Genomic DNA, 26,275 nt, shown 5'->3' on the forward strand with positions numbered 1-26,275 from the left:
GCGGTCTCAGCGCGACGGGAGCCAGCCGGTGACCTCCGGCACACCGTCGACCCAGCGCAGCCGGGCGGCGTACATGGCCCGTCGGCCCCGCTCCCGCGGCTTGTGGTCCCACTTCCCCGTGCCCGAGCAGGGCAGGGGCGTGGCACGACAGGTCCAACCGTGCAGGAAGACGAGGGTGCGGCCGCCGCGACCCTCGACCAGGTCAGCGCCACCGGGACCGCACAGCCGCGTGCTGTCGGCGTCGAGCAGCGGCCCCGACACCGCGGCCGTCCAGTCCAGCAGGCTCGGGGAGCGCAGCCAGGTGGTGCGGTAGCCGCACCGGGTCCAGTCGCCCTCGGAGGCGAGCATGACGTAGCCCTCCGGGCGTCGGGTCAGCACCGGGTTCTCGAGGACCCCCGCGGACCGCAGCAGCTCGATGCTCGTCGCCCCACGCTTCACCGCCTGGCCGTCGCGGGTCAGCGCCACCACGCGGATCGTCGACGGGGTGCGGTCGGTCTTGTAGAGCAGGTACGACGACCCGTCGGTGTCGCGGAACCAGGACGGGTCGATCACCCCGGCCCGCGGCAGCGTCGGGTCGCGCGGCAGCAGCGGATCCCCTGCGGTGGGGGCGTTGGCGTACGCCGGGCACACCAGCGGTCGGCTGCCGACCGGTCGGAACGGTCCCCGCGCCGAGGAGGATCGCGCGACGCCGATGCACCGTCCGTGCTCGCCCATCCCGCGCACCGGCGAGGCGTAGTAGAGCAGCCAGCGCCCGCGCACGCGCGCCACGTCGACGGCCCAGACCCCTCCGTCGCGCGACCACTTCGGTCGGTGGGTCAGCAGGCCGGGTCCGCGTCGCCACGGCCCGTCGGCGCGCTGCGACCAGGCGTGCGGCACCCGGTCGCCGGTGGCGTAGGCGACCAGGCCGCGAGGCGTCGACACGACCGCAGGGTCGGGGAAGTCGAGGTTGAGCACGGGTCGCGGGACCTGGTCGGTGGCGGATGCCGGCGCCACGACGGCGAACGCCCCCGCGCACAGCACGAGGACGAGCAGGCGCAGGGCTCCCCGGTTCGGCACCGGGGGAACCTATCGGCTCCCGGGCCCCAGCGTCGCCGGAAGCGCCTGGAATCCCCGGAGGATGCGGGTCTCGCGGCGGCGCGCGCCGGGCTCGAGCCGGAGGTCGGGGTAGCGCTGCCAGATCGCGCGCAGCCCGACCTCGCCCTCCATCCGGGCCAGCTGCGCGCCGAGGCAGTGGTGCCGGCCGGCCGAGAAGGAGATGTGGTCACGGGCGTTGGACCGGCCGACGTCGAAGCGGAGCGGGTCCTCGAAGACCGCCGGGTCGCGGTTGGCGCCACCGAGGATGGCGGTGACCATCGCCCCGGCCCGCACGGGCTGGTCCGCGAGCGTGGTGTCGCGCACCGCCATCCGTCCGGTGAGCAGGACCGGAGGGTCGAGCCGGAGGGTCTCCTCGACGACGTTGGCCCAGAGGCTCGGATCAGCGTCCACGCGCGCCCGCTCGCCCGGGTGGGCGTGCAGCAGGGCGATGCCGTTGCCGAGCAGATTGACCGTCGTCTCGAATCCTGCGGCGAGCACCAGCCCGGCGGTCGCCCGCAGCTCGGTCTCGCTCAACCCCTGACCGTCCTCGCGCACCGCGACCAGCTGGCTCAGGAGGTCGTCGCCCGGGTTGCGGCGCAGGTGGTCGAGGTGCTCACCCAGCCATGCGTCGAACCGGGTGAGCGCCCGGTTGACCGAGCGGTAGCGCCGGAAGCCGAGTCCGAGGTCGAGGCTCGGCGCCGCCGCCTGACCGAAGTCGAGCACCTGCCCGCGGTCCGACTCCGGCACCCCGAGGATCTCGGCGATGACCGTGACCGGCAGGGCTGCGCAGTAGGCCTCGACGAGGTCGACGGGACGGCCCGCCCGTGGCCCCATCCGGTCCAGCAGGTCCGAGGCGATCTCCTCGGTCCGCTCGCGCAGCCTCTCGACGGCCCGCATGGTGAAGACCCGGGTGACCAGCTTGCGGTAGCGCGTGTGGTCGGGCGGCTCGGTCACCAGCAGGGACGGCGGCTCGACCGGGTGGAGGGTGCTCGGCGCCGACCACCGCGAGATCCGGCCGAGGGGCCCGTCGGCGGTCGGCAACCCGGTGCGGAAGTCGTCACTGGTGAGGACGTGGCGCACGGCGGCGTGGCTGGTGGCGACGTGACCGAGGCGCGAGCGGTAGAGCGGCCCGCTCGAGCGGATCTGCTCGACCAGGTCGAAGACCTCCTCGGTGCCCATCGAGCCGACGCGGATCAGCCGGGCCTGCAGGTCGCCGCGGCCGGCGGCGCGGCGCAGGACGAGCGTGGGGAGGGCGTGGGCCACGCCCCAGTGGACGCCCGCGCGCGCCTCGTCACCCAGGGTGCGACCGACCGGGAGGTCGGCGATCGACGTCATGGCGTCGACTGTAACCCCGGTTTACCCACCGCGACATCGGCCTGGGCCCGGACCGCGACGACGAGCAGCGTCTGCCCGACGACGTAGGTCAGCATCACCCAGAACGCCTGCGCGGGGAGCTCCACGCCGGCGAAGGCATGCAGCGCGATCAGGGAGTCGGAGAGCATGAAGACCGCACCCCCGATGCCCGCGAGGAGCCCCAGCCCGGTGGCCAGGATCGCCATCGCCGCCAGGGCCACGCCGTAGACGACGACCGGCAGGAGCAGGCCGCCGGCACCTCGGCGGCACAGCAGCACGAGGACGACCAGCGCCACGAGATAGGGCCACACGAGCACCGGTCGCGCCAGGAGCGAGCGGTCGCGCAGGGACCAGAACCCCACGACGTACGCCGCCTGCGCGATCAGGAAGCAGCCGACCAGCGCCAGGAAGCCACCGTCCCCACCGACGAAGCGCGGCACCGTGTCGCCGAGCCACGAGAAGAACAGCGCGACCAGCACCCACCTCACCAGGAGCGAGCGCGGCGCCGCGGTGCCGGTGAGCAGCACCGTCGCCAGGGCGGGCATCAGCAGCGGCTGGGTGATCGACGCGACGGTGCCGTCGGGGGCGGCGAGCTGGGCGGCGAGGTGGACGAGACCGAGCACGACGAGGACGGCGTACGACACCGCGCGGGGCACCACCATGGGCGCAGCCTGCCACGATCTAGGCTCGCGACCATGTGGCTCGTGGTCGACCTGGTGCTCGTCGGCGTCTTCGCGGTGATCGGCCGGCTCAGTCACTACGGCACGCTGACGGCGGGTGGCTGGTGGACCACCGCCTGGCCGTTCCTGGTCGGGACGCTCCTCGCCTGGGCCGTCCTGACGGCCACGAGGCGCCCACCGGCCGCGGTCACCTCCGGGGTGCTGGTCTGGCTCGGCGCGCTCGCGGGCGGCATGGTGCTGCGTCACCTCAGCGGGCAGGGCACCGCGACGGCCTTCGTCGTCGTGGCCACCCTCGTCCTCGGTGCGCTGCTCGTGCTCCCTAGAGTCGGTGCACGTGTCCGACGCTGAACCCCCTGAGCAGCCCCCGATCCGCGCCGCCGCGGGAGCCGCCGCCCCTCTCGGCATCCTGGTCGCCGCGGTCGTCCTCGTCTCGGTCAACCTGCGCCCGGCGGCCTCGTCGCCCGGTCCGATCCTGGAGGAGATCCGCGACGGCCTCGGCATGAGCGCGGGTGTGGCAGGAGCGATGACGGGTCTGCCGGGTCTGTGCTTCGGCCTGTTCGGCGCGCTCTCGGTCTGGTTCGCACGCAAGGTCGGCGCGACCGCCGCGATCGCACTCGGTCTCGCGGTGGCCGCCGTCGGGCTGCTGCTCCGCGCGGTGACCGACAGCGTCCCCCTCTTCCTGTTCCTCACCGTCGTCACACTCGCCGGCATGGCTGTGGGCAACGTCGTCGCGCCCGCGTGGATCAAGGCACGGGGGCACACCGTCGTGCTGATGACGGTCTACGGGACCGGGCTGGTGGTCGGCGGCACCCTCGGCTCGGCGGCCACCGCACCCGTCACCGAGGCGTCCGGGACGTGGCGTGCCGGCCTGGGCATGTGGGGCCTGCTGATGCTGGCCGCCGTGCCCCTGTGGGCCTGGCTCGCACTGCGGGAGCGTCGCTCCCCCGTCGAGCGCCAGGTGGGAGACGGGCCTGCCCCCACCGGACGCATCGTGAAGTCCCCGACGGCCGTCGCGCTCACCGTCCTGTTCGGCGTGCAGTCGATGCACGCCTACGTGCAGTTCGGTTGGCTGCCCTCGATCTATCGCGACGCGGGGATCTCAGCCTCCTCGGCCGGCGCGCTCCAGGCGCTGCTCTCCAGCGTCGGCATCGTCGGTGCGCTGGTCATGCCGACCGTGATCGCGCGCGGGCGCGGCCTTCCTGCGCTGATGATCTCCTTCGGGGTGATGCTCGCCCTGGGCTACGCCGGGCTGCTCGCCGCACCGGCCACGGTGCCCTGGCTCTGGGCGCTGATGCTCGGCATCGCCGGGCTGGCCTTCCCGACCGCCATCGCGCTCATCACGGCTCGCACGCGCCACCCGTCGGTGACCGCACAGCTCTCCGGCCTCGTGCAGTCGGTCGGCTACGCGCTCGCCGCCCTGGGGCCCTTCGCAGTGGGCCTCATCCACGACGCCACCGGCGGCTGGTCGCTCATCCTGGTGCTGCTCGCGCTGACCTCGGTGCCGCTGACCCTGGCGGCGCTGCGCGTCGCACGCCCGACGTACGTCGATGACGAGCTCTGACGATGACCGACTGGCCTCTGTCAGGATCTGCCCCGTGAGACGGCAGGGAAGACAGTGGGTGGTGGTCGTCGGCGGGACCAACATGGACGTCGTCGCGCGGACCTCCGCGCCGCTCGTCGCCGCGACCAGCAACCCGGGTCGCACCCGGATCTCGCCCGGCGGCGTCGGCCGCAACATCGCGGCGTGCCTCGGCCTGCTCGGCGCTCCGGTGCGACTGGTCTCGGCGGTCGGTGACGACGCTTTCGGCGACGAGGTGCTGCGGCTGACCGCCGGCTGTGGCGCCGACGTGTCGGCCGTACGCCGTGCGCCGGGTCGGACCGGCACCTACACGGCCGTGCTCGACGAGCGCGGCGAGCTGGTCTCGGCCGTGTCCGACATGGCGATCATCGACGAGCTCGAGCTCGACACCCTCCACCTCGACGACGTGGCGCTGGTCGTCGTCGACGGGAACCTCTCGCGCGCGCAGGTGAAGAAGGTCCTCGCCGCCGCGTCCGCGGCCGACGTCCCGGTGGCCTTCGAGCCGGTCTCGGTCGCGAAGGGCGGTCGGCTCCACGACCTCGTCCGCGACCTGTTCCTCGTGACGCCGAACTCCGACGAGGTCGACGCCCTCACCGGCCGCCTCCGCGACCCGTGGAGCGGCATCCGCGACCTGCACGCGCGCGGCGTCGAGCACGTCTGGCTGCGCGAGGGTGTCCGCGGGTCCTACGTCTGCAGCGCGGGCCGGCCCACCCACCACCTGCCGGCGATCCCGGTCGAGGTCGTCGACGTCACAGGCGCGGGCGACGCGATGCTCGCCGCCTGGGTCGCCGCCTGGCTCGGCGGCGCCGATCCGGTCGAGGCCGCGCGTGACGGCCACCGCGCCGCCGCCGCCACGATCACCAGCCGCCACACCGTCCGTCCGGACCTGGCCGAGGCGATGGCCACCTTCGAGTCCCCGATCCCCCGAGAGGTGAGAGATGCTCACGATCACTGACGAGGTGCGCGACGCGCTCGCGTCCGGCCGGCCCGTCGTCGCGCTGGAGAGCACGATCATCAGCCACGGCATGCCCTACCCGGCCAACGTCGAGATGGCGCGCACGGTCGAGGACATCGTCCGCGAGGGCGGCGCCGTGCCTGCCACGATCGCGGTGCTCCACGGCCGGCCGACCATCGGCCTCTCCCCCGACGACCTCGAGCTGCTCGCCTCCGACACCTCGGTCATCAAGGTCTCCATCCGCGACCTGCCCTACGTCGTCTCCCGCGGTCTCCACGGCGCGACGACCGTCGCATCGACGATGCGCCTGGCCGCCCTCGCCGGGATCGGCGTGTTCGTCACCGGCGGGCTGGGCGGGGTGCACCGCGGCGCCGAGACGACGTACGACGTATCGGCGGACCTCACCGAGCTCTCCACCACCTCGGTGGCCGTGGTCTGCGCCGGCGTGAAGAGCATCCTCGACATCGGCCTGACGCTCGAGAAGCTGGAGACCCTCGGCGTCCCGGTGCTGGGCTACGGCACCGACGAGTTCCCGTCCTTCTTCTCCCGGTCCTCGGGCTTCGGCGCGCCGATGCGCGTCGACACCCCCGCCGACGTGGCCGCGCTGATGCGAGCCAAGTGGGACCTCGGGCTCGACGGCGGTGTCGTCGTCGCCAACCCGATCCCCGCCGACGCCGAGATCCCCGCCGACGAGATCGGCGCGATCATCGACCGGGCGCTCGGCGACATGGACCGTCTCGGCATCCGCGGCAAGGACGCGACGCCGTACCTCCTCGGTCGCATCGTCGAGATCACCGACGGTGAGTCGCTGACGGCCAACATCGCGCTCGTCGAGCACAACGCACGCCTCGGTGCGGCGATCGCGCGGGAGTACGCCGCCGGCTGAGCGCCGTCGGCTACCGGACGTCGAACTCGCCGCGGCGGGTCGGGACGATGTCTTTGCCCAGCGGCGCGAGCGAGACCGGGATCAGCTTCAGGTCGGCGAGCGCCAGCGGGATGCCGATGATCGTGATGGCCAGGGCGATCGCCGAGAGCACGTGGGCGATCACCAGCCACCAGCCGGCCAGCACGAACCAGATCACGTTGCCGAGGAACGAGCCCACGCCGGCCGACGGCTTGGCGACGACAGTGCGACCGAAGGGCCAGATCGCGAAGGTGGCGATCCGGAACGACGCGATGGCCCACGGGATCGTGATGATCGGGATGCACAGCAGCACGCCTGCGAGCAGGTAGCCGAGGAAGAGCCAGAACCCGCCGAAGACCAGCCAGATGACGTTGAGCAGGAGTCGCACCCGTCGATCCAACCAGAGTCCCGTCGAGCCGTGCTTGGATCGGTTCATGGCCTCTCGCATCACCGAGCTCTCGATCGACTGTCACGACCCCGACCTGCTGGCCGACTTCTGGACCGCCGCCCTCGACTGGGTGGTGCTCGACCGCGAGGCGGACGGCCTCGTCGAGATCGGGCCGGCGCGGGAGAACGACCAGGCACTGCTCGACGCGGTGCGGTCCGGACCCGTGCCACCGACCCTCTTCCTCGCCCGGGTGCCCGAGGACAAGGTCGCCAAGAACCGCATCCACTTCGACCTCTCCCCCGTCGACCGCTCGCGCGACGAGGAGGTCGAGCGGCTGCTCGCGCTCGGTGCGACGCGAGCCGACGTCGGCCAGAGCGGCGAGGAGTCGTGGGTCGTGCTCGCCGACCCGGAGGGCAACGAGTTCTGCGTGCTCCGCAGCCTCGCGCCCGGTCACTTCTCGCTGTGAGCGCACTGCCCGTCGAGCTGCCGATCGAGACCGAGCGGCTGGTGCTGCGCGCGCACCGGATGGACGACCTCGACGACCTCGCCCGGTTCCACGGCGACCCCGAGGTCGTGCGCTACGTCCCCTGGCCGGTGCGCGACCGGGAGGCCACCGAGGAGACGCTCCGGGTCAAGCTGACGCAGACCGAGCTCGTCGCACCCGGCCAGTGGCTCGTGCTCGCCGTGGAGCTGCGCTCGAGCGGGGCCGTCATCGGCGAGGTGCTGCTGAAGTGGGCCTCGGACCGGCAGGGCGAGGTCGGCTTCGCGTTCGCCCGGGACGCCCAGGGGCAGGGGTACGCCGCCGAGGCCGCCACCGCGGTGCTCCGGCTCGGTTTCGACGACCTCGGCTTCCACCGCATCACCGCGGTCTGCATCGCGGAGAACGACGCCTCGGCCCGGCTCCTGGCACGACTCGGGCTCCGCCAGGAGGCCCGCCTCGTCGACAACGTCGTCTTCAAGGGCGAGTGGGCCACCCAGCTGGTCTTCGCGATGCTCGAGGACGAGTGGCGCTCCGCCGGCGACCCGACCACATGACCCTCCGGACCTTTGCTCGCACCTGTGCCGGGGGCGCCCTGTCGACGGCGATGGCACGGCTCAACGCCCGCCACCCGTGGAGCCACAACGACCACTTCCACCGCTGGATCCTGGCCAACCTCCCCGCCCGGCGGCGTACGGCCCTCGACGTCGGCTGCGGTCAGGGCGCGCTGGTCGAGTCGCTGGCGCCGCACTTCGGCTCCGTGCTCGGAAACGACGCCGACCGCACGATGCAGCGGCAGGCGGCCGACCGGTGCGCGGGTCTCGCGAACGTCGTGATCGACGGCAGCGACTGGAGCGACCTCGACGGTCCGTTCGACCTCGTCACGATGATCGCCGTCCTCCACCACCTCGATGTCGACGCCGCCCTCGCGCACGTGCGTGAGGTCCTGGCGCCCGGCGGCCGATTCCTCGCGGTCGGGCTCGCGCCGCCGGTGTCGTTGGCGGACCACCTCTGGGACGCCGCCTCGATCGTCACGAACCCCGTCATCGGCCTCGCCAAGCACCCGCGGCGGGACCGGGGCGGCGTGCAGCCACCGGCGTACCCGGTGCAGGACCCGACCTTGGCCTACGACGACCTGCGCCGGCGTGTCGAGGTCGCCATGCCCGGCGCCTCGATGCGCCGCCGGCTCGGCTTCCGTCACACGATCGCGTGGACGAAGCCCACGACCTGACCTCGGCCCCGACACGGGCGCACCATGCCCGGGGCCGGGGTCAGTCCTTCGTCATGAAGTCCCGCAGCACCCGGGCGAAGCGGTCCGGATCGTCGAGGTGCGGGAAGTGGCCGGCACCCTCGAAGAGCTCGACCGTGCAGTCCGGCAGCGCCTGCTGGGCGCTGAGGGCGTGCCAGGCCGGGATGACCCGGTCCTTCGAGCCCCACACGATCAGCGTCGGCGGCGCCGTCGCGCCGGCGAGGTGGTCGTGGGCGCTGATGCTCTGGCCACCGAAGTCGATCACCGCACGGGTGGTGGCGAGGAACGCCCGGCGGCTCGCGCGGTCGCCGAGCGAGGTGAAGCCGCGCCACGTCGCGCCGATGTCGGCCCCGGGCTTCCACCCGACCCTCTGCGCACCCCGGCCGAGCGCCTCGACCCGTCCCAGGACCGGAGCGGAGGCGATCACTCCGAGCACCTGCTGGGCGCCCGGCAGGGTGGCCGAGCGCAGCGCGAGGCTGACCTCACGTCCGAGGCCGCCGCTGGAGACGAGGACGAGTCGGTCCACCCGGTCGGGGAACAGGTAGTAGAACTGCATCGCGATCCCACCGCCGAGCGAGTGTCCGACCAGCGTGACCCGCTCGATGCCGAGGTGGTCGAGCAGGTCGCGCAGGGTCGCGGCGTGCGAGCTCAGCGAGTAGTCGCCGGTCGGCTTGGCCGAGTCGCCGTGCCCGAACAGGTCCGGCACGACGACACGCTGGTCGTCGTCGATGCGGTCCACGAGGTGCGACCACTGCCGCTGCGACCCCAGGATGCCGTGGATGAACAGCACCACCGGCCCGGTGCCCCTGTCGACGTACGACAGCTCGTGCCCGTGGAGCTCGACCGTCTGCGGGGTCAGCCGGGTCATGGTCGTCATCCTTGCCGCAGTGGGTGGGGAGGTGGTCGCGTCACGGTGGGCCGGGTCAGCCCGCGGCGAGGGCGGCGCGCATGCCCTCGGCGTCGACCTCGGCGCCGTAGGCAGGCTTGTCGCGGTCGAAGCGCTTGCCCTCGGCCAGCGGCCCGGCGTCGACGACGTCGAAGCCGAAGGAGTCGATCAGGTCGGTGACGACCTGCTTGGCCTCCGCGTCGTCGCCGGCGATCGCCAGCGCACGCCGACCGGCGCCGGCAGGGGCACCCTCGGTGACGATGTGCGCGGCCTGGATGGCGTTGAACGCCTTGACGACCTTCGAGGTCGGCAGGTGGGCGGCCAGCATCTCGCTCACGCTGGTGCGGCCCTCGTCGAGCTCGGGGTATCGACCGTCGCGCTCGAAGTAGTAGTTGTTGGTGTCGATGACCACCTTGCCGGCGAGGGGCTCGACCGGGACGTCGAGGTAGGCCTTGAACGGAACGGTCACCACGACCAGGTCGCCTGCCGCGGCCGCCTCCTGCGCCGTCGCCGCCCTCGCATGGTCGCCGAGCTCCGCCACCAGCTCGACCAGCGTCTCCGGGCCGCGCGAGTTGCTGAGCACGACGTCGTGTCCCTGCTCGATGGCGCGCCGAGCGATCGCCGTGCCGATGTGTCCACTGCCGATGAGTCCGATGGTCGTCATGATGGTGGAACGCCTGGGGCTGCGCCGTGTTCCCCCAGCGGGGTCATTGTGCGGACACTCACAGGGGTCGACGGACTCGTCCTCGGTGCCTCACCAGCCGAACTCCTCGGTGTGCACGTCGCGACCGACGACCCCCGCCGCGTGTGCGGCGCGACGCACTGCCGCCGACCATCCCCACGGTCCGCAGACGACCACGTCACGCTCGAGCAGGTCCGGCACCAGCTCCAGCAGCACGTCGTGGTCGGACCCGTCGGTGCCCTCGGGAAGCCAGGAGCCGGTGGCGCGCCGGTGGCCGGCCATGATCTCCACGGCGATCCCCTTGTCCGCTGCGAGCTCGCGCAGCTCGTCTCCGAAGAGGACCTGCTCCGCGTCCGCGACGCGGTAGAGCAGCCTCACCTCGTCCGGCGCGAACCCGCCGCCCTCGACGAGTGCCCGGAACGGGGTGATCCCGACACCCGCGGCGATCAGCAGCAGCCGCGGGTGCCGGCGGGGAAGATCGCCGAGTGCGCCGTACGGTCCCTCGATGGCCACCCTGGTCCCCGGCAGGAGTGCGGCGGCGTGGCGACCTCCGTCACCGGCGGTGGAGACGGTCACCCGCAGGCGGTCCTCGCTCGGGGCAGCCGACAGCGAGTAGGGGTGGCCCCGCAGGCCCGCGCGACCTGCGAGGAAGCGCCAGACCAGGAACTGACCGGGCCGGGCGCCCAGCTCGTCGAGATGTCGGCCGGTCACCTCGATCGACACGACACCCGGCTGCTCCTCGTGGACCCGGTCTACCCGCAGGGCCGAACGCCGGGTCCGGCGCAGTGGGACCAAGACGCGGAACCACACGATCGCGGCCAGCGTGACGACGTACAGGCTCCACCAGTAGACGCCGCTCGCGCCTCGGCCCAGCTCCTCGACCAGCTGGTGCGGCAGCGCGAGCGCCATGCCGACGTAGGCCCACAGGTGGACCAGGTGCCAGGTCTCGTAGCGCAGCCAGCGCCGGACCTCGATGATCGAGGAGACCACGACCAGGACGACCATCACGGTGCCGAGGCTGGCGGCCCACATCCACGGCTCCGCGACGAAGAGGCGGTACAGCGCCGGGCCCACGGCCTCGGGCTCGCGGGAGACGCGCTGGACCACGAACAGCAGCACGTGCAGCAGCATCAGCCAGACCGACCACGACCCGAGGCGCCGGTGCCAGCGGGTCAGGACCTGACGACCCCAGGCCCGCTCGAGCCACGGCAACCGGGCCAGGAGCATCACCTGGAGCAGCATCAGGTTCGCCGACCACAGGCCGGCGGCATCCGCCTCCTGGATCCTCAGGGTCAGGGGGTTCGCCAGGTAGCCCATCACCTCGTCGATCGAGCGATAGGCGATGGCGGTCGTGAAGACCATCGTCGCCACGCCGGCCAGGACGAGCACCCGCGCGACGGCCCTGTCCAGGCTCGGAGACGCCGAGACGCGATCGATCGGCTGTCCCACCGCGCGAGTCTGCCACGGCGGGGCGAGGGGGCTAGCGGCGCGAGGGCACCGTCACGCGCGAGCGCGCGACCTTGGCCTGCACGACGTCCGTGCCCGCGTAGCGCACGACGACCGGCTTCGTCCCCGGGCGGAGACCGCGCACGACGGCGCGGGCCTTGCCCTTGACCAGCTGGACCTCGACCGTACGTCGTCCCACGGTGACCGTCACCGTCCCCTCGGGCCGCGGCACTCCGGGAGCACGGACGCGCACGTCCACCGCGACGCGCTTGCGCGAGGCGTCGGAGCGCACCTTCACCTCGGGCACGGTCGTCACGGGTGTCGCCACGGCGACGTCCTGCGTGGTGTCGCGGAAGTGGCGCCGAGCCAGGGTGATCCGGACGGACAGGTGGCGACCGACGTCGCCCTTGCGGACCGTGTAGGTCGGCTTCGTCGCCTTGGCGATGCGCCGGCCGTCGCGCAGCCAGGTGAAGGTCGCCTTCGCATCACCCGGTCGGACGGTCCCGACCCGGGCGACGAGCCGACTCCCCACCTGTGGTGTGCCCTTGATGCGGGACGGGCTGGTGATCGCGATGGCCTTGGCGGCGACGACCGCGGGCGCGGACGCGGTCGTGCGCGACTTCTTGTAGCCGCTCGCGCTCGCGGTGGTGCGCGCGCTGATGAGCGCGCCGATGTGGTCGCGCGTCAGGACGAGGGAGCCCCCGGTGGCCTTCGGCAGAGCCTTGCCGTCGGCGTACCACTGGGTCGCGACCTTCGCGGGTTGCGGCGACCACGAGGGGGCGCCGAGCGTCAGGGTCTGGCCGACCTCGGGAGTCCCCTGGATCGTCGGTGGCGCGGCGGGCTGGAACACCCCCGGCGCCACTGGAGCCGTGGCCACGACCGCCCGCCCTGCGGTGTAGCCGTCCAACGACGCCGTCACCTCGGCGGCGAGCGCCTTGCCCTTCACGTCGGGCGTGGGGACGTAGGCGGCCGAGGTGGCACCGGGGATGGCTGCACCGTCGGCCAGCCAGCGGACGGTGACGCTGGTGGGCGTCGGCGTCCAGGCGCCGGCCGCCACCTCCAGCGGTGCACCGACCGCGGGAGACCCGACGATGGCCGGGGCCGTGGTGGGCGCGACCACGCGGTCGTTGAAGTGGATGAACCCCGAGGGCCAGCCTCCGCCCGTCTTCGTGACGCGCCGCCAGTGGAAGTCGCCGCCCCAGTAGTCCTCCGAGACGACGATCTCGGTGTCGGAGATGACCTGCTCCACGATGGCGACGTGGCCGTTCGCCCCCGCCGGCGCCACCCTCGACCCGTACCAGGCGACGGACCCGACCGTGGGCGTCTGGTCGGTGATGCTCGCCATGGCCACGCCCCAGTTCGACGCGTTGCCGCTGCCCTTCCACGGCCGGAGGTCCGGCATGCCGGTCTGGATCAGCCGGTAGGCCACGTAGTTGGTGCAGTTGTGGCCGACGTACATCTGCCAGTACGACGTCCCCGACGCCTGGCGGTAGCCGTAGTTCCCGTACCCGGCCGCCTGGCACCCGGCATAGCCCGAGCACAAGTAGGTCGAGGTGGAGAGGTTGATCCGCTCGACCGTCGTCGGCGTGACGAGCAGGACGAGCGCCAGGGCGCCGACGACCAGCTTGACCAGGTGACCGGCACGACGCACCGCACGCTCGCGCGCGCGCCGAGGCGTCCGGGGATGCTGTGACGGCAGTGACCGCTGAGGCTGATGTTGCACGATGAGTGATCGTATGGGCCTTCAGTCAAGCCCGCCACGCCGATGAGTGAAGAACAATTGTGTAATTCCGACGGCTACGTCGCCCGTACGCTGCTCGCATGTCTCGTCTGCACGATTCGCTGCCTCCGCACCCGGTCGCCATTCCGCGCGAGCTCGAGGCTGCGTGGACCTGGATGGAGGCTCAGGGTCATGGCGGGGGCGACAGCCGGCCGCACCTCACGGCGTACCCCGGGAGCCGGGTGCTCGGGCCGGTCTTCGGACTCGTGTCGCTCGAGGGCTGGTTCGATGCCGACAGCGAGGCCGCGCAGCGGCTGCGCCCGATCGGCGAGGCCGGTGGCGATGGCTCCATCCTTGCTCTGTGGGAGGACGACGGCGGCGTGACTCGCGCTGTGGTGCTGGGCTCGGAGGGCGGCGCCCACCAGGTCGCGGGCTCGGCGGTCGAGCTGCTCACGCTGCTGGCGATCGGCTACGTCGAGATCACCGAGATCGAGCTCGGTCTGCCTCCCGACGATGAGCATGCGGTCGAGGCCCACACCGACTTCCGGTCATGGGTGGGCGCAACGTTCGCCGTCGAGGTGCCGGAGGAGTGGCCGGCCGCCGAGGACGACGTCTTCACCGCGTGGGTACGTCGCGAGCTGGGCGAGGCTGGCCCCCAGCCTGCACCCGTACCGTCCTCGACCACCGAGGTCGCCGGCGACCTCGAGGTCGTTCTCGCCGCACTGGGCACGCCGGACGGCTCGCCGCAGGTGCGTGCGCTCGCCGACCTGCTCGACGTCCCGCTGGTCGACGGCGGCCTGCGCAAGGCAGCGCGGGCGCTACGGGCTCGCGAGGTCGAGGTGGAGTTCGAGCGCGGCACCTTGACCACGGTCTTCCTCCAGGATCACCCGATCGGCCCACTCCTCGCAGGGCTCCCACCGGCGGCGCGGACCGACGACGTCCTCGCCCTGCTGGGAGAGCCGGAGCAGCGCAGGGATGGCTACCTCCGCTACGTCGTCCGCGAGCGGTTCCTGCACCTGAGCATCGACGGCGACGGCGAGATCGGGATGATCACCACGTGGGTGGACGAGACCCGGTCGTGACGCACCGGCACCTCGACGGGAGCCCACCGGGATCACCACGTCGGGCGCGAGGTCCTCGCCGGAGGTCTGTGTGCGGTCCCCGGAGCCGCGGACCGGGTCGAGTCAGACGTTGAAGCGGAACGAAAACGGCAGTTCCGGGCGTCGACGGCCAGCGCTGGCTGGGGACGAAGGATGTGACCTGACCTGCGAAAACGCGTGTCCAGAGGCGTTGGACACCGTCGGTGAGAATCGGCCTCCGCCGAACGTCTTGCGGACCATTTGCGGACTGCGCGACGGTCGAAACGTAGATCAATTGTCGCTGAGAGCTGCCTCCCAGTCCTGGCCGCCGTGGAAGACGCCGAGGATGTTCACCCCGACATTCCCAGAGGACTCGTCGACCTCGTAGGCAATCAGTGTGCGCTGCTTGAAGGTGGTTGTCCGCATGCCCGGACGGACATCGTCCCGCGCACGGCCCGCGTGAGGAAAGGCCACGATGCCGTCGACGTGATCGAGGATCGCCGAGACGAAACGCTGAGCGACGTCAGGAGAAGCCTTGTCGGTAATCCAGTCGTCGAGAGCATCCAGCTGCTGCCGTGCCTCAGGGGTGTAGGTGATCCGACCCGTCATCGACGGGCGGCCCACTTGGACTCGAAGCCGGCCCGGATGTCATCAGCAGAGATCCCTCGAGTTGGGTCCGCCTTCAACGCGTCGTACGCAGCAGCGGCGTCGGAGTGCAGCCACGAGTCCGAGGCCGGGTCGAACCCTTCTGGCGGGTCGACCGACTCGAGCAGCCGGAGCGCGACGTGCTTGCGCACGTCAGGAGGCAGGGACATCCCCGCCTCGTACAGCTCCGACTCGCTCAGCGACACAAGGACAGGCTACTCCGAGCGCTGAGGCGGCCCCAGAAGATCGGGTCGGCGCTGGTGTCGATGCGGAAGAGCGATGCCTGAACGCCAATGGTTGCTGCCTGCGCTTGTAGTCGTGAAACAAGAGCAGCATGAGCACGCGCGTCAACGACCAGGAGTGTCGGGAACCACGTGAGCTCGCGATGGGGCAACCGCCTCTTGGACAAGAACGGAACAGGCCTTGCAAGCGCCACGTAGCCGCGCCGGCTCGAACGGGACGCTCCACAAAACCTTCCACGAGGTAGCTGTGAGACCACAGGCGGTGACGCTGGTTCCCGGCGCCTTCGCGTGTGTCTCCCCGATGCGTCGTGCTGCGGACCAGCTCGAAGTGCGAGTAAAGGGGCCTGTGACGAAGAAGGCGGTTGCCGGTGCGGCGGCCGCTACGCGCGGGCCGTCATCGCGGTGCGAAGCAGCGCATCCATCACGGAACTCTCGACTGCTGTTGCCGACCGACCTGGGGGCGTCGTCGACGACTACGATCTTGTCACCCGACAAGGGATCTCCTTTCCGTTGGTCGACTTCAAGAGTCAGGCAGGTTCGGGTCAAAATCGTGAAGTGGGCTATGACGATCGCGTGGGAGCGTGCGGAGGACTCGCGTATCCGACCCTCTCCGACGACGCCGATGTCCTCGACGCTCGGTCAGGGGTCTAGCTCATGTTCCGCTCTCATGGATCCACTCGTCGTAGAAGGCGGGCAACTCGGACGCACGCCCGGCAAAGGCGGCTGCGCGCTTGTCGAGGAACGCGGCTACGCCTTCTTTTCCATCGCCGATGCTGGTGAAGAACATCGCGAGGGAGTCGACCCGGTGGGCGTCCGCGGGGTGCGGCAGGACGGCGTTTCGGCGCACCATCTGCCGGAGCAGTGCGGTTGCGACCTGGGAACGTTCCTTGGTCCACGCGTCGACGACCTCCCGTGCGCGCGTCAGTAGGGCGGTGGCGTCGGTGGTCTCGTCGACGAGCCCGACCGCGTGCGCCGCCGAGGCGTCGAGAATGTCTGCCCGGTAGGTCAGGTCGAGTGCGGCCGATGGTCCGACGATCCGTGAGAGGAACCACGACGATGCCGCCTCGGGCACGATGCCGATGCGCCCGAACACGAGCCCCATGCGGGCAGTGTCGGACATGATCCGCCGGTCCATCGCCAGGGTCATCGTCGCGCCAATTCCGACCGCAGGGCCGTTGATCGCCGCCAGTACCGGCTTGCGGCAGTCGTGGATCGCCAGGGTGACGCGCCCACCGGTGTCGCGCACGCGGGCGATGTCGGGGTGATCGAGGTCGCTCATGTCGGCGAGCGTTGGGTTCTTGTCCTCGTCGAGGCCGAACACGTTGCCAGGCACGTCGAGATCCATGCCGGCGCAGAACGCGCGCCCGGCCCCGGTGACGATGACGGCGCGGACGTCGTCGTTGGTGTTGACGTCGCGGAAGGTCGACTCCAGTTCCTCGGCCATCGCGACGGTGAAGGCGTTGAGGTTCTCGGGACGGTCCAGCAGGACGGTCAGGACACCGTCGTCGAGGTCGTGGCTGATGGTGTCGTATCCGGTGGCGATGGAGTTCATGGCGTGTTGGGGCAGCCCTTCGTGGTGGAGTTGAGTGGCGCACGGGCCACGTCGAGATGCCCGATGGCTTCCGCGGCCTCGTTCATGATGTCGGTGACGATCTGGGCACAAGTCTCGACCGAGGAGATCAGACCCTGCGCCTGGCTGGCCCACCACATGCCGCCCTCGACGTCGCCGTCCGTCAGAACGCGCTGACGTGCACGTGCACCTGAGGCCAGGCCGGCCACGTCACTGAACGTGGCACCCGGCTCGGCGCCGCGGCGGGCGATCTCCTCCGAGACGGTGTTGCGCGCGACGCGAGCAGTGTTGCCAAGCTCGCGGAACACGAGCACGGTGGAGCGTTCGTCGTTGGCAACGATCTGCTGCTTGACGTTGCCATGCACGGGCGCTTCGGCGGAGGCGACGAATCGGGTTCCCATGTTGATGGCGCTGGCCCCCAGCGCGAGCGCGGCAACGAGGCCCCTGCCCGTGGCGAACCCGCCGCTGGCGATGAGGGGAACGTCGACCTTCTGGGCAGCTGACGGGATGAGGACGAGGCCGGGCACGTCGTCGGAACCGGGATGTCCGGCGCACTCGAAGCCGTCGATGCTCACCGCGTCGACGCCCAGGCTCTGCGCCTTCATGGCGTGCCGCACCGCAACGGCCTTGTGGATGACCTTGACTCCGGCGGCCTTGAACGCCGCGACGTGCGCGGCCGGGTTGGCGCCGGCAGTCTCGACGACGGTGATGCCGGAGTCGATGATCGCGTCGCGGTACTCGTCGTACGGCACCGGGTCGATGGTGGGCAGGATCGTGAGGTTCACGCCGAACGTACGGTCCGTCATCGACCGGCAGCGCGCGATCTCCTCAGCGAGCGCGGCTGGCGTCGACTGGGTCAGTGCCGTCAGGAAGCCAAGGGCACCCGCGTTGGCGACCGCGGAGATGAGCTCGGCCGTACCGACGGCGGTCATCCCGCCGCACACGATCGGGTGCTCGATCCCGAACTCCTCGGTGAACCTGGTGCGCAGCATGGGTGGCCTCCTGTGGCGATGGGGTGCGGTATGACGTTGGGCTCGGGGTCGACTCGAGCGAGCGAATGGACCGGCGGTCGCTGACGCCGGAGACAACCGCACGACACACGCGCTAGCTGTAGCCATGAAACCCCCGCCCAGCTTTGCGACCCAGCAGACCAGCATCGACCATCCGCGCGAGCAGGGGCGGCGCCGCGTACAGCGGTTCCTTAAACTCCTCGTAAAGCGATTCAGCCACGGCCTTGGTGGTGTCCAGTCCGATCAGGTCGGCCAACGCCAGCGGCCCCATCGGGTGGGCGGCCCCCAGCACCAGACCACGATCGATGTCCTCGGCGGTCGCGAACCCCGACTCGACCATCCGGATGGCCGACAGGATGAAGGGGACGAGCATCGCGTTGACCACGAATCCGGCGCGGTCCTGGCAGTCGATCGTCTGCTTGCCCAGCCGCGTCTCGACGAACGTGCGAGCACGGGAGGTGGTCTCGGGCGAGGTGAGCAGGCTCGGCACGAGCTCGACGAGGCCGAGCACCGGTACTGGGTTGAAGAAGTGGATGCCCATGACGTTCTCCGGGCGCCGGGTGGCCACACCCAGCTTCATGATCGGGATGCTCGAGGTGTTGGACGCGAGAATCGCGGCGGGCTCGGTCACCAGGTCGTCGAGTCGTCGGAACAAGATGGTCTTGGCGGTCTCATCCTCTGCGATCGCCTCGACCACGACCTCACGGTCGTGCAACGCATCGAGGTCGACCACCACTTGCACGCGAGCGAGTGCTTCGGCTGCTGAGGCGATCCGACCCTTGGCCTCGGCGCGCACGAGCGCCGCACCCATCCGGTCGAGCCCCGCGTTGGCCGCCTCCGCGGTCGACTCGACGACCACCACGTCCAGGCCCGCGCACGCCGACACCTCGGCGATGCCGGCGCCCATCAGTCCGCAGCCGACAACTCCGACGCGGGCGACGTCGATGAGCTGGGGTGTGGCACTTGTCATGGCCGGGATCTCCGTATCGGTCGAGGGCTAGGCATAAAGCAGGCGAGCACCGCTGCAACGAGGACAGCGCCGGCCAGGACGAGGAATGCGGTCGTGTAGCCCTGCTCGGCAGGTACGCCGCTCGCGGTGCCGTAGCCGCTGAGGATCGACGCGGTCAGCGCCGTGCCGCAGGCGCCGCCCAGGGTGCGGAAGTTGGTGTTGGTGCCCGCGGCCACGCCGGTGTGCTCCTGCGGCACCGCGGCGACGATCGCGCTCGCCACGCAGGCGAAGACGAGCCCGGTGCCCAGGCCACCCAGACCGGTCCAGACGTACATCAGGGCTGGGACGTCGTGGACGAGCGCGACGAGCAGCAAGGACACGGTCGCGGTCGTGCAACCGATCGCGACGAGGTTGCGGGAGCCGACGACGGCAGCCGCCCGCGCCGCGTACACACCGCAGACGAGCGTCGCCGCCGCGGCCGGCAGCATCATGTGGCCAGCCTCGGTGACGTTGGACCCAAACCCGTAGCCGGAGTCGGTGGCGGTCTGGGTGAACTGCGGGATGAACCCGTGGGAGCCGTAGAGAGCCATCCCGGTCAGGAACGCGACGACGTTGGCGGTCCACACGGCCCGCAGCGTCATCAGGCGCAGGTCGATGAGCGGGATCGTGAGGTGCAGCTCGAGGAAGACCCAGCCGATAAGCACGACGACGCCAACCCCGACGAGCGCGATCACGTAGGGCGAGCCCCAGCCGTGGGAGGGGGCACCGCTGATGCCGATCAGCAAGGCGCTCAGCCAGACGGCGAGCAGTAGCGCCGGCACGAGCGGGATGCGTTGCCGCGTCCGGACCGGGGACTCCGGGACCAGCCTGAGCACGGCGACCACCGCCCCCACCGCGACGATCGCCGGCAGCAGGAACAGCCAGTGTATGCCGAAGTGCTCGACGACCGGGCCCGAAATGACGATGCCGAGGCCGAAGCCTCCGGCGAGGAGGCCGGAGATCAGCCCGATGCCGCTCGCGATGCGGTCATCGGGCAGCTCGTCGCGGATGATCCCGAAGGACAGCGGCAAGCTGCCGCCCCCCACGCCCTGGATCACCCGGGCGACGATCATCCACTTCATCGTCGGCGCCAGCGCCGCCATCAGCGATCCTGCGAGCAGCGCCGCCAGCGCGACGACCAGCACGCGCCGCTTGCCGTACGAGTCTCCTAGCCGGCCCAGCACGGGGGTAGCGACCGCGGAGGTCAGCAGGAACCCTGTCAGCAGCCAGGCAGTAGTGGGCTGGTCTGCACCGTACTCACGCTGGATGGTCGGGAGTGTCGGCACGGTCAGCGACTGCAGCAGCGAGAACGGCGTCACACTCGCGGCGAGCACCGTGAGCGTGACCGCGGGCGAACGACGCAGGGGCGGCGCGGGAGCCGGCCAACCCACCGTCGCGGGCTGGCCGCGCCCCACGCTCACCGCGACGCCGCCGCATCGACGTCCTCGATCGAGGTGGTGCCCATGGTCGACAGCGAGAACGGGATGCCCGCGGCGGCTGCAGCCGTGGCCCCGGCGATCTCACCCTCGGCCTGCATCATCCGGGTGAAGCCGGTCGGCGCGATCCCGAACGGCAGCGCCACCCGCTTGCCCAGCACCTCGCGCGAGGTGTCGACCTGCGAGACGTCGCGCAGGATCGAGGGATGGACCTCCACGTTGGCGAATGCCTCGCGCACTCGGGTCAGCGACACCTCGCCGTCCGCCGCACCGTCGGTGTAGTCGAACGCCGGCTTGGGCGTACGACGCTTCGCGACCCGACGCAGATCATCAATTGGCGGCGCCTTTTCCAGACGCCGCGCCTTGCGCGAGAGTTCCGGCCTCTTGAACCTCAGCAGGGGCGCCACCTCGCGACGCGACGGCAGGTGACGCTTCACGCGACGTAGCCTGCCGTGCCGCTGCGTGCCATCACGATCCGCGGGATCGATGCCGTAACGCCGAGCCCGACGAGCATCCGGACCACGGCCACCACGTCGTCGACGGTGATCATCGACTCCGGAGCGATCGTGTCGGCGGTCCATGCGGACATGTCCGTGTCGACGAAGCCCGGGGCGATCGCCGTCCCCATCACCCCGCCGGCCGACTCCTCGGCGTTGAGGGTCTCCAGCATCGAGATCAGGGCGGCCTTGCTCGCGCCGTAGACCGTCAGTCCCGGCTCGGCGAAGACGCCCGTGATGGAGGCGACGCCGATGACCCGAGCGCCGCGATGTGGGTCGGCGGCCGCACCGGCGCGCAGCAGGTCGAGAGAGTCACGCACCAGCAGCAGGTTGGTGCGCAGGTTGACGTCGAAGGTCTTGTCGAGGCGCCGTTCAGTGAGGGCGTCGAGCGGTTCAGCCGTGCCCACCCCGCCGCAGAGGACGAGCGCGTGGAGAGCGTCGTACGCTGCCGTATGGGATGCCACCAGCGCGGCGGCGGCCTCGGGGGCAGCGAGGTCGGCGGCGCAGACGGTAACGCTAGGGGCACCCGCGGCCTCAAGCTCCGTCGCCAGCGCGGTGAGGGCCGCCTCGGAGCGCGCGCTGACAGTGAGCGCGTAGCCCTGGCGCGCGAGCTCCAGCGCGATGCCCCGCCCGATGCCGCGCGAGGCGCCGGTAACGAGCGCGGTGCGCGGGGCGCTCACGCGACGCCGCCGGCGAGCGCACCGCGGGCGAGCTCGAGGTACGGCGCGACCGTCTGCCCGGCCGTGTCGAAACCGGGGCCGGTGGCGCCGCCGACCGACGCCCGGTAGGCGATGCCGGCAGCGATGACGCCGATCTTGAAGTAGGCGAGGCCGAGGTGGAGGTCCCAGTGGTCGAGCCGCCGTCCTGACGCCGCCTCATAGCGGGCAGCGAGGTCGCCGACGCCCGGGAGCCGAGGGCTCGTCCAGGCGGCCTCGGAGCCGACGATCAGGTCGAACACCGGCGCGCGGTAGGCGCACATCAGCGCCACGTCGGCGACTGGGTCGCCGATGGTTGAGAGCTCCCAGTCGACGACGGCGGCGATCTGCGGGCCGTCGTCGAGCCGGACGAGGGTGTTGTCGACGCGGAAGTCACCGTGCACGATGCTGGTCGCGGGCTGGGTGGGTCGTGCGGCCTGGAGCCGTCGTACGACCTCGCCCGCGAGCGCCGAAAGCTCAGGAGCCCCGACGTGGTCCCACTGCCCGGCCCAGCGGCGGGCCTGCCGCTCGAAGTAGGCGTTCGGGCGCCCGAAGCGCTCCAGGCCGACGGCGACGTGGTCGACGGCGTGCAGCGCGGCCAGCGTGCCGACCAGCTCGTCGGCGAGCGCGCCGACTGTCGCGGCAGCCAGGGCGTCTAGGTCGGTGCGGGTGCGCAGCGTCTCGCCGTCCACGAACTCGACCACCGAGAACGGCAGCCCCATCGCGGTGTCGTCGCCGCAGAGCACCACCGGGCGGGCGACGCCGACGCCAGTGCCGAGGAGCGCGGCGGTGACCCGGAACTCACGCGCTACGTCGTGCGCCGACGGGGTACGACCGACGCGTGGCGGCGTGCGCAGCACCCAGGCGGTGGTGCCGTCGGTGATCCGGTAGGTGAGGTTGGAGCGGCCGCCCGCGAGGAGCTCCGCGCGAAGGTCGCCGCACACCGCGGCGCCAACCCCAGCCATCGCCCCGGCGACGACCTCGAGGTCCGTGTCGCTCAGCGACAGGTCGGTGGTGAGCGGGACGGTCATCGCTCGCGCCCCGCCCCGGCGAGATCGCGCACGGCCCGGCGGGCGAGCGCCCACCGGTGGACCTCCGAGGGGCCGTCGTAGATGCGGAACGGGCGCAGCTCGCGCGCGATTTTCATGACCGGCAGGTCGGCGGTCACGCCGAGGCCGCCGCACAGCTGCGTTGCCCGGTCGACGACCCGGTCGAGCGCCTCGGCCGCGAATGTCTTGGCGATCGACGTCGCCTTGGACGCGCGCTGGCCGGCGTCGAGCTGGGCACAGGCGTCCATCAGCAGCGCGCGGGTGGCGGCGAGGTCGATCTCATTGTCGGCGATCAGCTGCTGCGCCATGCCCAGGTCGGCCAGCCGCTGGCCCATCGCCATCCGGTCGGCGGCGTAGCGCACCGCCACCTCGTGGGCACGCCGCGCTGCCCCGGACCAGCGCATCACGTGGGTCATCCGCGCCGGGCCGAGGCGCACCTGCGCATACGCGAAGCCGAGGTCGACCTCGCCGAGCACGTCGTCGTCGGGGACCAGCAGGTCGTCGAAGCGGAGCTCGCAGTGGCCGCCGATCATCGACCGGTCCGAGGTGCGCAGGTGCCGCACGAGCGTGATGCCCGGTGCGTCAGCGGGCGCCAGGAACATCGTCGCCCCGCGCGCCTCGCCGGGCTCGCCGCTCGTGCGGGCCATCACGATGTAGAAGGCGGCACCGTCGGCGCCGGTGATGAAGTGCTTGTGTCCGGTGACCCTCCAGCCGCCGTCGACGCGCTCGGCGCGGGTGCGCAGCGCGGCCGGGTCGGAGCCGGCGCCCGGCGCGGGCTCAGTCATGGCGAAGGCCGAGCGCCCCTCGCCGCGCGCCAGCGGGCCGAGGTAGCGCTCGCGCTGGATGGACGTCGCCACCTGGTCGAGGAGGTGGAGGTTGCCCTCGTCGGGGGCGTTGAGGTTCATCGCCATCGGCCCGAAGAGCGAGTAGCCGGCCGCCTCGAAGACCGGCGCGCGCCGGGTCATGTCGAGGCCGAGCCCACCGAACTCCATCGGTCCGTGAGGCGTCAGCAAGCCGCGGCTGCGCGCCTCTGTCTGAAGCCGCACCCGCAGGTCGTCGCCGCCCGCGGCGGTCACGTCTCCGTCGTACTCGTCGTCGACGGGGAGTACCGCCTCCTCGATGAACGCGGACGTCCTCGCCACGATGTCCTGCACGTCGGGGTTCGCCTGCATGGTGCTCCTTGTGGGTGTGGTGGTGCGTGGTGCGCAGACGGCGCGATCCCGCACCGCCGCGCGGGGCGATGGCGAGGCCGGGTCGGCGTCAGGCGGAGGTCAGGCGGTTGTGGTGGCGAGTACGGCATCGCGCAGCGGCACCGACGGGTCGCCCGCCAGTGCGACGTCGACGGCACTGCCCTGGGTGATAAGTCGGCGGGACAGGACGTGGTCGCCCGGCTTGCTGACGCTCTCCGCCCAGACCAGTCGGTCGTCGCGGACGTAGAGGATCGAGAACGCGCCCGACGCGGGGTCGCCGCGCACGACGCGATGGTCGTAGGCCTGCGGGAGGCCGGCCATCTGCAGCTTCAGGTCGTACTGGTCGGACCAGAACCACGGGGTGGCCGCGTAGGGCGACTCCAGGTCGCCCACGATCGTGCGGGCGGCGACGACCGCCTGGTCGATGGCGTTCTGCACCGAGGTGACGCACAGCGAGGTGCCGTTGATCTCCCGATGCTGGGCGCAGTCTCCGGCGGCGAGCACGCGGCAGTCGCTGGTGCGGGCGAAGCCGTCGACCAGCACGCCGGTCGCGACGTCGAGGCCGAGCCCGGTCGCAAGCTCGGTGCGAGGGCTCGCGCCGATGCCCACGATCACGAGGTCGGCCGCGACCACCTCGCCGTCACTGAGGCGTACGCCGGTGGCGCGGGTGCCGTCGTGGACGACCTCTACGACCGAGGTCCCGAGCCTGACATCGACGCCGCGGGCACGGTGCTGCGCCAGGAAGGTGGCCGCGATCGCGGGCGAGACCGCGCGTCCCATGAGGCCGGCGGTCGCTTCTACGATGGTGACCGACCGGCCGAGCCCGGCCGCGGTAGCGGCCAACTCGAGGCCGATGAAGCCGCCTCCGAGAACAACCACGTCGTGTGCCTCCTTGAGACCGGCGGCGATCGCCTCGGCGTCGTCGAGGCCACGCAGATCGTGCACGCCCGCGACGTCGGTGCCTCGGACGCCGAGGGTGCGCGGAGCGGCGCCAACGGCGAGCACGAGGTGGTCGAAGGCGAGCTCGCGACCCGACGCAGTGACGGCGCGCTGTGTGGACCGGTCGATGCCGGTGACCCGCTCGCCGGTGACGAGGTCGATGTCGTGGTCGTCGAAGAACGAGCCGACCCGCAGCGACAGCTGCTCGGACGTGGTCTGGCCGGTGATGAACCCCTTCGAAAGCGGCGGGCGCTGGTAGGGCAAGTGGGGTTCGTCGCCGACAAGCGCGATAGGCTCCTGGTAGCCGAGCTCGCGGAGGCTGACGGCAGCCTGGAGGCCGGCCTGGCAGGCGCCCACGATGACGACGCCGCTCACATCTGGCTCTCGGGGATCTCGACCCTGACGCCGTCGACGTGGTCACCCATCACGAGCTGGCATGACAGCCGGGAGTTGCACAGGCGCTCGCACGCGGTCGTGTCGAGAAGCTCGTCCTCGAACTGTCCGACGGGGTCGAAGCGGTCGGCGAGCTCCTGCTCGACGTAGACGTGGCAGGTCGCGCAAGAGCAGGAGCCGCCGCAGTCGGCGACGATCCCCTCGATGCCGTGCTGCTGGGCAGCCGACATGATCGAGGTGCCTGCGTCGACGGCGACCGTCTCTTCGGAGCCGTCCGATGAGACGAAGACGATCTTGGGCACAAGGGCCTCCTGGGTGAACGAACGAACGTTCACCAACACTAGAAAGACGACCTCCCGAAGTCAAGGCCGGATGTGCCGACCGTCACGTGGCTGGCGTGGCCGGCGTCGTCGCGACACCGACACATGGGGCGTGGCTTGACATGACGCCGGCGCGGCCCCGAGGAGGGGAGGCGTACGACGGCGGGCGGGCGTCAGACGGCCGAACTGGCCGTCGAAGCGGCGATCTGCGTGTGCCCGGGGTCGGGGCAGTTCTCGTCATGGAAGGCGGCGTCGAGGTGGAGCATGTCGAAGGCGAAGCCGACGTAGATGGCGGCGATGTCGGTGGTGTCGTGGCTGCCCGAGGAGCGGTACCACTGGCTGACTCCGAGGCCCATCGCGATCAGGCTGAGCGTGGCGAACTTGCCCTGCGGCTGCTTAAAGTAGCTCTGGGCAAAGCCGCGCTCGATGATCGCCTCGAGGGCGTGGGTGTACTGGTCTCGCTGGCCGTGGACGACCTGCATGCGCTCGTCGGAGAGGTGGCGCCATTGCGTGTTGCCGATGCGAGCCTCACCGCGGTGAGTTGCGTGGTATGTCACGTGGGCAGAGACGAAGGCCTCGAGCTGGGCTACCGGGCATGTGCTGACGCCCTCGGCGCGGGCGGCGTTGACGAGCAGGTCGCCCATGGTGCGCGAGATGATCTTCCACAGCATCTCCTCCTTGGAGGCGGTGTGGTTGTAGATGTTCGCGGTGCTGACGCCGACCTCGGACGCGAGGTCGCGGATCGAGGTGCCGACGAAACCGTACTTCGCGAAGAGCCGAACGGCCGCTCGTTCAATGGCGGCTGCTGAGTTCTGCCTTGCCACGCCG

Annotated in this window: 29 protein-coding genes; 8 read left to right on the forward strand and 21 right to left on the reverse strand. The window is 71.3% G+C overall.

The window, feature by feature from the left end:
- Positions 1–6: 6 nt before the first annotated feature.
- The 3 genes from IEZ25_RS10415 to IEZ25_RS10425 are packed head-to-tail and all read right to left on the reverse strand — an operon-like array spanning position 7 to position 3,089.
- Positions 7–1,056, reverse strand: coding sequence for a glycoside hydrolase family 43 protein (locus IEZ25_RS10415; RefSeq protein ID WP_191199369.1), 1,050 nt, complete (start codon positions 1,054–1,056; stop codon positions 7–9).
- Positions 1,057–1,065: 9 nt separating this feature from the next.
- On the reverse strand, positions 1,066–2,409 hold the full coding sequence (locus IEZ25_RS10420) for a cytochrome P450 (protein ID WP_191199370.1): 1,344 nt from the start codon (positions 2,407–2,409) through the stop codon (positions 1,066–1,068).
- The gene (locus IEZ25_RS10425; RefSeq protein WP_191199371.1) at positions 2,406–3,089 is read right to left on the reverse strand and encodes a lysoplasmalogenase; all 684 of its coding nucleotides are present in this window, start codon (positions 3,087–3,089) and stop codon (positions 2,406–2,408) included. The genes IEZ25_RS10420 and IEZ25_RS10425 overlap by 4 nt, the downstream gene beginning before the upstream one ends.
- Before the next feature lie 33 nt (positions 3,090–3,122).
- On the opposite strand from IEZ25_RS10425, the gene IEZ25_RS10430 reads away from it, so the two are divergent.
- From IEZ25_RS10430 to IEZ25_RS10445, 4 genes are read left to right on the forward strand one after another with little or no spacing between them, the layout of a single operon-like run.
- Positions 3,123–3,455: a DUF3054 domain-containing protein gene (locus IEZ25_RS10430; RefSeq protein WP_191199372.1), complete on the forward strand. Its 333-nt coding sequence runs from the start codon at positions 3,123–3,125 to the stop codon at positions 3,453–3,455.
- A complete protein-coding gene (locus IEZ25_RS10435; protein ID WP_318152161.1) occupies positions 3,442–4,668 on the forward strand; it encodes an MFS transporter in 1,227 nt (408 codons plus the stop codon). The genes IEZ25_RS10430 and IEZ25_RS10435 overlap by 14 nt, the downstream gene beginning before the upstream one ends.
- Positions 4,669–4,702: 34 nt before the next feature.
- Entirely contained in the window at positions 4,703–5,641 is a 939-nt protein-coding gene (locus IEZ25_RS10440) for a carbohydrate kinase family protein (RefSeq protein WP_191199373.1), read from the forward strand.
- On the forward strand, positions 5,625–6,527 hold the full coding sequence (locus IEZ25_RS10445) for a pseudouridine-5'-phosphate glycosidase (protein WP_191199374.1): 903 nt from the start codon (positions 5,625–5,627) through the stop codon (positions 6,525–6,527). The genes IEZ25_RS10440 and IEZ25_RS10445 overlap by 17 nt, the downstream gene beginning before the upstream one ends.
- 10 nt (positions 6,528–6,537) lie before the next feature.
- On the opposite strand, the gene IEZ25_RS10450 is transcribed toward IEZ25_RS10445, so the two are convergent.
- A complete protein-coding gene (locus IEZ25_RS10450) occupies positions 6,538–6,981 on the reverse strand; it encodes a YccF domain-containing protein (RefSeq protein ID WP_224748833.1) in 444 nt (147 codons plus the stop codon).
- Between IEZ25_RS10450 and IEZ25_RS10455 the strand changes: the two genes are divergently transcribed.
- From IEZ25_RS10455 to IEZ25_RS10465, 3 genes are read left to right on the forward strand one after another with little or no spacing between them, the layout of a single operon-like run.
- Entirely contained in the window at positions 6,980–7,399 is a 420-nt protein-coding gene (locus IEZ25_RS10455) for a VOC family protein (protein ID WP_191199375.1), read from the forward strand. The two genes, IEZ25_RS10450 and IEZ25_RS10455, sit on opposite strands and share 2 nt — an antisense overlap.
- Positions 7,396–7,968, forward strand: a complete 573-nt coding sequence (locus IEZ25_RS10460; protein WP_318152162.1) for a GNAT family N-acetyltransferase — start codon at positions 7,396–7,398, stop codon at positions 7,966–7,968. Before IEZ25_RS10455 ends, IEZ25_RS10460 begins: the two co-directional genes overlap by 4 nt.
- Positions 7,965–8,642, forward strand: a complete 678-nt coding sequence (locus IEZ25_RS10465) for a class I SAM-dependent methyltransferase (RefSeq protein ID WP_224748834.1) — start codon at positions 7,965–7,967, stop codon at positions 8,640–8,642. Before IEZ25_RS10460 ends, IEZ25_RS10465 begins: the two co-directional genes overlap by 4 nt.
- Before the next feature lie 40 nt (positions 8,643–8,682).
- Here IEZ25_RS10465 and IEZ25_RS10470 read toward each other — a convergent pair whose 3' ends face one another.
- The 4 genes from IEZ25_RS10470 to IEZ25_RS10485 all read right to left on the reverse strand — a co-directional run bounded on the left by IEZ25_RS10470 (position 8,683) and on the right by IEZ25_RS10485 (position 13,325).
- Complete coding sequence (locus IEZ25_RS10470; protein WP_191199376.1) at positions 8,683–9,528, reverse strand: alpha/beta fold hydrolase; 846 nt, start codon at positions 9,526–9,528, stop codon at positions 8,683–8,685.
- 55 nt (positions 9,529–9,583) lie between these two features.
- Positions 9,584–10,210, reverse strand: coding sequence for an NADPH-dependent F420 reductase (locus IEZ25_RS10475; RefSeq protein WP_191199377.1), 627 nt, complete (start codon positions 10,208–10,210; stop codon positions 9,584–9,586).
- Positions 10,211–10,300: 90 nt separating this feature from the next.
- Complete coding sequence (locus IEZ25_RS10480; RefSeq protein ID WP_191199378.1) at positions 10,301–11,677, reverse strand: ferredoxin reductase family protein; 1,377 nt, start codon at positions 11,675–11,677, stop codon at positions 10,301–10,303.
- Between the two features lie 31 nt (positions 11,678–11,708).
- Positions 11,709–13,325: a CHAP domain-containing protein gene (locus IEZ25_RS10485; protein WP_191199379.1), complete on the reverse strand. Its 1,617-nt coding sequence runs from the start codon at positions 13,323–13,325 to the stop codon at positions 11,709–11,711.
- A 170-nt stretch (positions 13,326–13,495) separates the two neighbouring features.
- Between IEZ25_RS10485 and IEZ25_RS10490 the strand changes: the two genes are divergently transcribed.
- On the forward strand, positions 13,496–14,476 hold the full coding sequence (locus IEZ25_RS10490; protein WP_191199380.1) for a hypothetical protein: 981 nt from the start codon (positions 13,496–13,498) through the stop codon (positions 14,474–14,476).
- A gap of 288 nt (positions 14,477–14,764) precedes the next feature.
- Here the strand turns inward: IEZ25_RS10490 and IEZ25_RS10495 are convergent, their stop codons facing one another.
- From IEZ25_RS10495 to IEZ25_RS10555, 13 genes are all read right to left on the reverse strand, one after another.
- Positions 14,765–15,082 carry a type II toxin-antitoxin system RelE/ParE family toxin gene (locus IEZ25_RS10495; protein ID WP_191199381.1) on the reverse strand — a complete coding sequence of 106 codons (318 nt, stop codon included), beginning with the start codon at positions 15,080–15,082 and terminating at the stop codon, positions 14,765–14,767.
- Positions 15,079–15,288, reverse strand: coding sequence for a hypothetical protein (locus IEZ25_RS10500; RefSeq protein WP_191199785.1), 210 nt, complete (start codon positions 15,286–15,288; stop codon positions 15,079–15,081). The genes IEZ25_RS10495 and IEZ25_RS10500 overlap by 4 nt, the downstream gene beginning before the upstream one ends.
- A 724-nt stretch (positions 15,289–16,012) precedes the next feature.
- Positions 16,013–16,912, reverse strand: a complete 900-nt coding sequence (locus IEZ25_RS10505) for a crotonase/enoyl-CoA hydratase family protein (RefSeq protein ID WP_191199382.1) — start codon at positions 16,910–16,912, stop codon at positions 16,013–16,015.
- Positions 16,909–17,922: an NAD(P)H-dependent flavin oxidoreductase gene (locus IEZ25_RS10510; RefSeq protein ID WP_191199383.1), complete on the reverse strand. Its 1,014-nt coding sequence runs from the start codon at positions 17,920–17,922 to the stop codon at positions 16,909–16,911. The genes IEZ25_RS10505 and IEZ25_RS10510 overlap by 4 nt, the downstream gene beginning before the upstream one ends.
- A 112-nt stretch (positions 17,923–18,034) precedes the next feature.
- Positions 18,035–18,910, reverse strand: a complete 876-nt coding sequence (locus tag IEZ25_RS10515) for a 3-hydroxybutyryl-CoA dehydrogenase (protein WP_191199384.1) — start codon at positions 18,908–18,910, stop codon at positions 18,035–18,037.
- Positions 18,907–20,262 carry an MFS transporter gene (locus tag IEZ25_RS10520; protein ID WP_191199385.1) on the reverse strand — a complete coding sequence of 452 codons (1,356 nt, stop codon included), beginning with the start codon at positions 20,260–20,262 and terminating at the stop codon, positions 18,907–18,909. Before IEZ25_RS10520 ends, IEZ25_RS10515 begins: the two co-directional genes overlap by 4 nt.
- A gap of 83 nt (positions 20,263–20,345) precedes the next feature.
- Positions 20,346–20,801 carry an alpha-hydroxy-acid oxidizing protein gene (locus tag IEZ25_RS10525; RefSeq protein ID WP_191199386.1) on the reverse strand — a complete coding sequence of 152 codons (456 nt, stop codon included), beginning with the start codon at positions 20,799–20,801 and terminating at the stop codon, positions 20,346–20,348.
- Positions 20,798–21,541, reverse strand: coding sequence for an SDR family NAD(P)-dependent oxidoreductase (locus tag IEZ25_RS10530; RefSeq protein ID WP_191199387.1), 744 nt, complete (start codon positions 21,539–21,541; stop codon positions 20,798–20,800). Before IEZ25_RS10530 ends, IEZ25_RS10525 begins: the two co-directional genes overlap by 4 nt.
- Complete coding sequence (locus IEZ25_RS10535; RefSeq protein ID WP_191199388.1) at positions 21,538–22,587, reverse strand: phosphotransferase family protein; 1,050 nt, start codon at positions 22,585–22,587, stop codon at positions 21,538–21,540. The genes IEZ25_RS10530 and IEZ25_RS10535 overlap by 4 nt, the downstream gene beginning before the upstream one ends.
- Positions 22,584–23,777, reverse strand: coding sequence for an acyl-CoA dehydrogenase family protein (locus IEZ25_RS10540; protein ID WP_191199389.1), 1,194 nt, complete (start codon positions 23,775–23,777; stop codon positions 22,584–22,586). The genes IEZ25_RS10535 and IEZ25_RS10540 overlap by 4 nt, the downstream gene beginning before the upstream one ends.
- Before the next feature lie 99 nt (positions 23,778–23,876).
- On the reverse strand, positions 23,877–25,109 hold the full coding sequence (locus tag IEZ25_RS10545; protein ID WP_191199390.1) for an NAD(P)/FAD-dependent oxidoreductase: 1,233 nt from the start codon (positions 25,107–25,109) through the stop codon (positions 23,877–23,879).
- The gene (locus tag IEZ25_RS10550) at positions 25,106–25,429 is read right to left on the reverse strand and encodes a 2Fe-2S iron-sulfur cluster-binding protein (RefSeq protein ID WP_191199391.1); all 324 of its coding nucleotides are present in this window, start codon (positions 25,427–25,429) and stop codon (positions 25,106–25,108) included. Before IEZ25_RS10550 ends, IEZ25_RS10545 begins: the two co-directional genes overlap by 4 nt.
- Positions 25,430–25,620: 191 nt before the next feature.
- Entirely contained in the window at positions 25,621–26,271 is a 651-nt protein-coding gene (locus tag IEZ25_RS10555) for a TetR/AcrR family transcriptional regulator (protein ID WP_191199392.1), read from the reverse strand.
- Between the last annotated feature and the right edge of the window lie 4 nt (positions 26,272–26,275).

It is taken from the genome of Nocardioides hwasunensis, from assembly GCF_014779665.1.
Lineage (GTDB): Bacteria > Actinomycetota > Actinomycetes > Propionibacteriales > Nocardioidaceae > Nocardioides > Nocardioides hwasunensis.

Bases quoted from the DNA above. Each gene is read 5' to 3' on its own strand.
- IEZ25_RS10420 (WP_191199370.1), bottom strand. From the start codon at position 2,409: ATGACGTCGATCGCCGACCTCCCGGTCGGTCGCACCCTGGGTGACGAG.
- IEZ25_RS10425 (WP_191199371.1), bottom strand. From the start codon at position 3,089: ATGGTGGTGCCCCGCGCGGTGTCGTACGCCGTCCTCGTCGTGCTCGGT.
- IEZ25_RS10430 (WP_191199372.1), top strand. From the start codon at position 3,123: ATGTGGCTCGTGGTCGACCTGGTGCTCGTCGGCGTCTTCGCGGTGATC.
- IEZ25_RS10445 (WP_191199374.1), top strand. From the start codon at position 5,625: ATGCTCACGATCACTGACGAGGTGCGCGACGCGCTCGCGTCCGGCCGG.
- IEZ25_RS10455 (WP_191199375.1), top strand. From the start codon at position 6,980: ATGGCCTCTCGCATCACCGAGCTCTCGATCGACTGTCACGACCCCGAC.
- IEZ25_RS10450 (WP_224748833.1), bottom strand. From the start codon at position 6,981: ATGAACCGATCCAAGCACGGCTCGACGGGACTCTGGTTGGATCGACGG.
- IEZ25_RS10465 (WP_224748834.1), top strand. From the start codon at position 7,965: ATGACCCTCCGGACCTTTGCTCGCACCTGTGCCGGGGGCGCCCTGTCG.
- IEZ25_RS10470 (WP_191199376.1), bottom strand. From the start codon at position 9,528: ATGACCCGGCTGACCCCGCAGACGGTCGAGCTCCACGGGCACGAGCTG.
- IEZ25_RS10475 (WP_191199377.1), bottom strand. From the start codon at position 10,210: ATGACGACCATCGGACTCATCGGCAGTGGACACATCGGCACGGCGATC.
- IEZ25_RS10490 (WP_191199380.1), top strand. From the start codon at position 13,496: ATGTCTCGTCTGCACGATTCGCTGCCTCCGCACCCGGTCGCCATTCCG.
- IEZ25_RS10495 (WP_191199381.1), bottom strand. From the start codon at position 15,082: ATGACGGGTCGGATCACCTACACCCCTGAGGCACGGCAGCAGCTGGAT.
- IEZ25_RS10500 (WP_191199785.1), bottom strand. From the start codon at position 15,288: ATGTCCCTGCCTCCTGACGTGCGCAAGCACGTCGCGCTCCGGCTGCTC.
- IEZ25_RS10505 (WP_191199382.1), bottom strand. From the start codon at position 16,912: ATGAACTCCATCGCCACCGGATACGACACCATCAGCCACGACCTCGAC.
- IEZ25_RS10510 (WP_191199383.1), bottom strand. From the start codon at position 17,922: ATGCTGCGCACCAGGTTCACCGAGGAGTTCGGGATCGAGCACCCGATC.
- IEZ25_RS10515 (WP_191199384.1), bottom strand. From the start codon at position 18,910: ATGACAAGTGCCACACCCCAGCTCATCGACGTCGCCCGCGTCGGAGTT.
- IEZ25_RS10535 (WP_191199388.1), bottom strand. From the start codon at position 22,587: ATGACCGTCCCGCTCACCACCGACCTGTCGCTGAGCGACACGGACCTC.
- IEZ25_RS10540 (WP_191199389.1), bottom strand. From the start codon at position 23,777: ATGCAGGCGAACCCCGACGTGCAGGACATCGTGGCGAGGACGTCCGCG.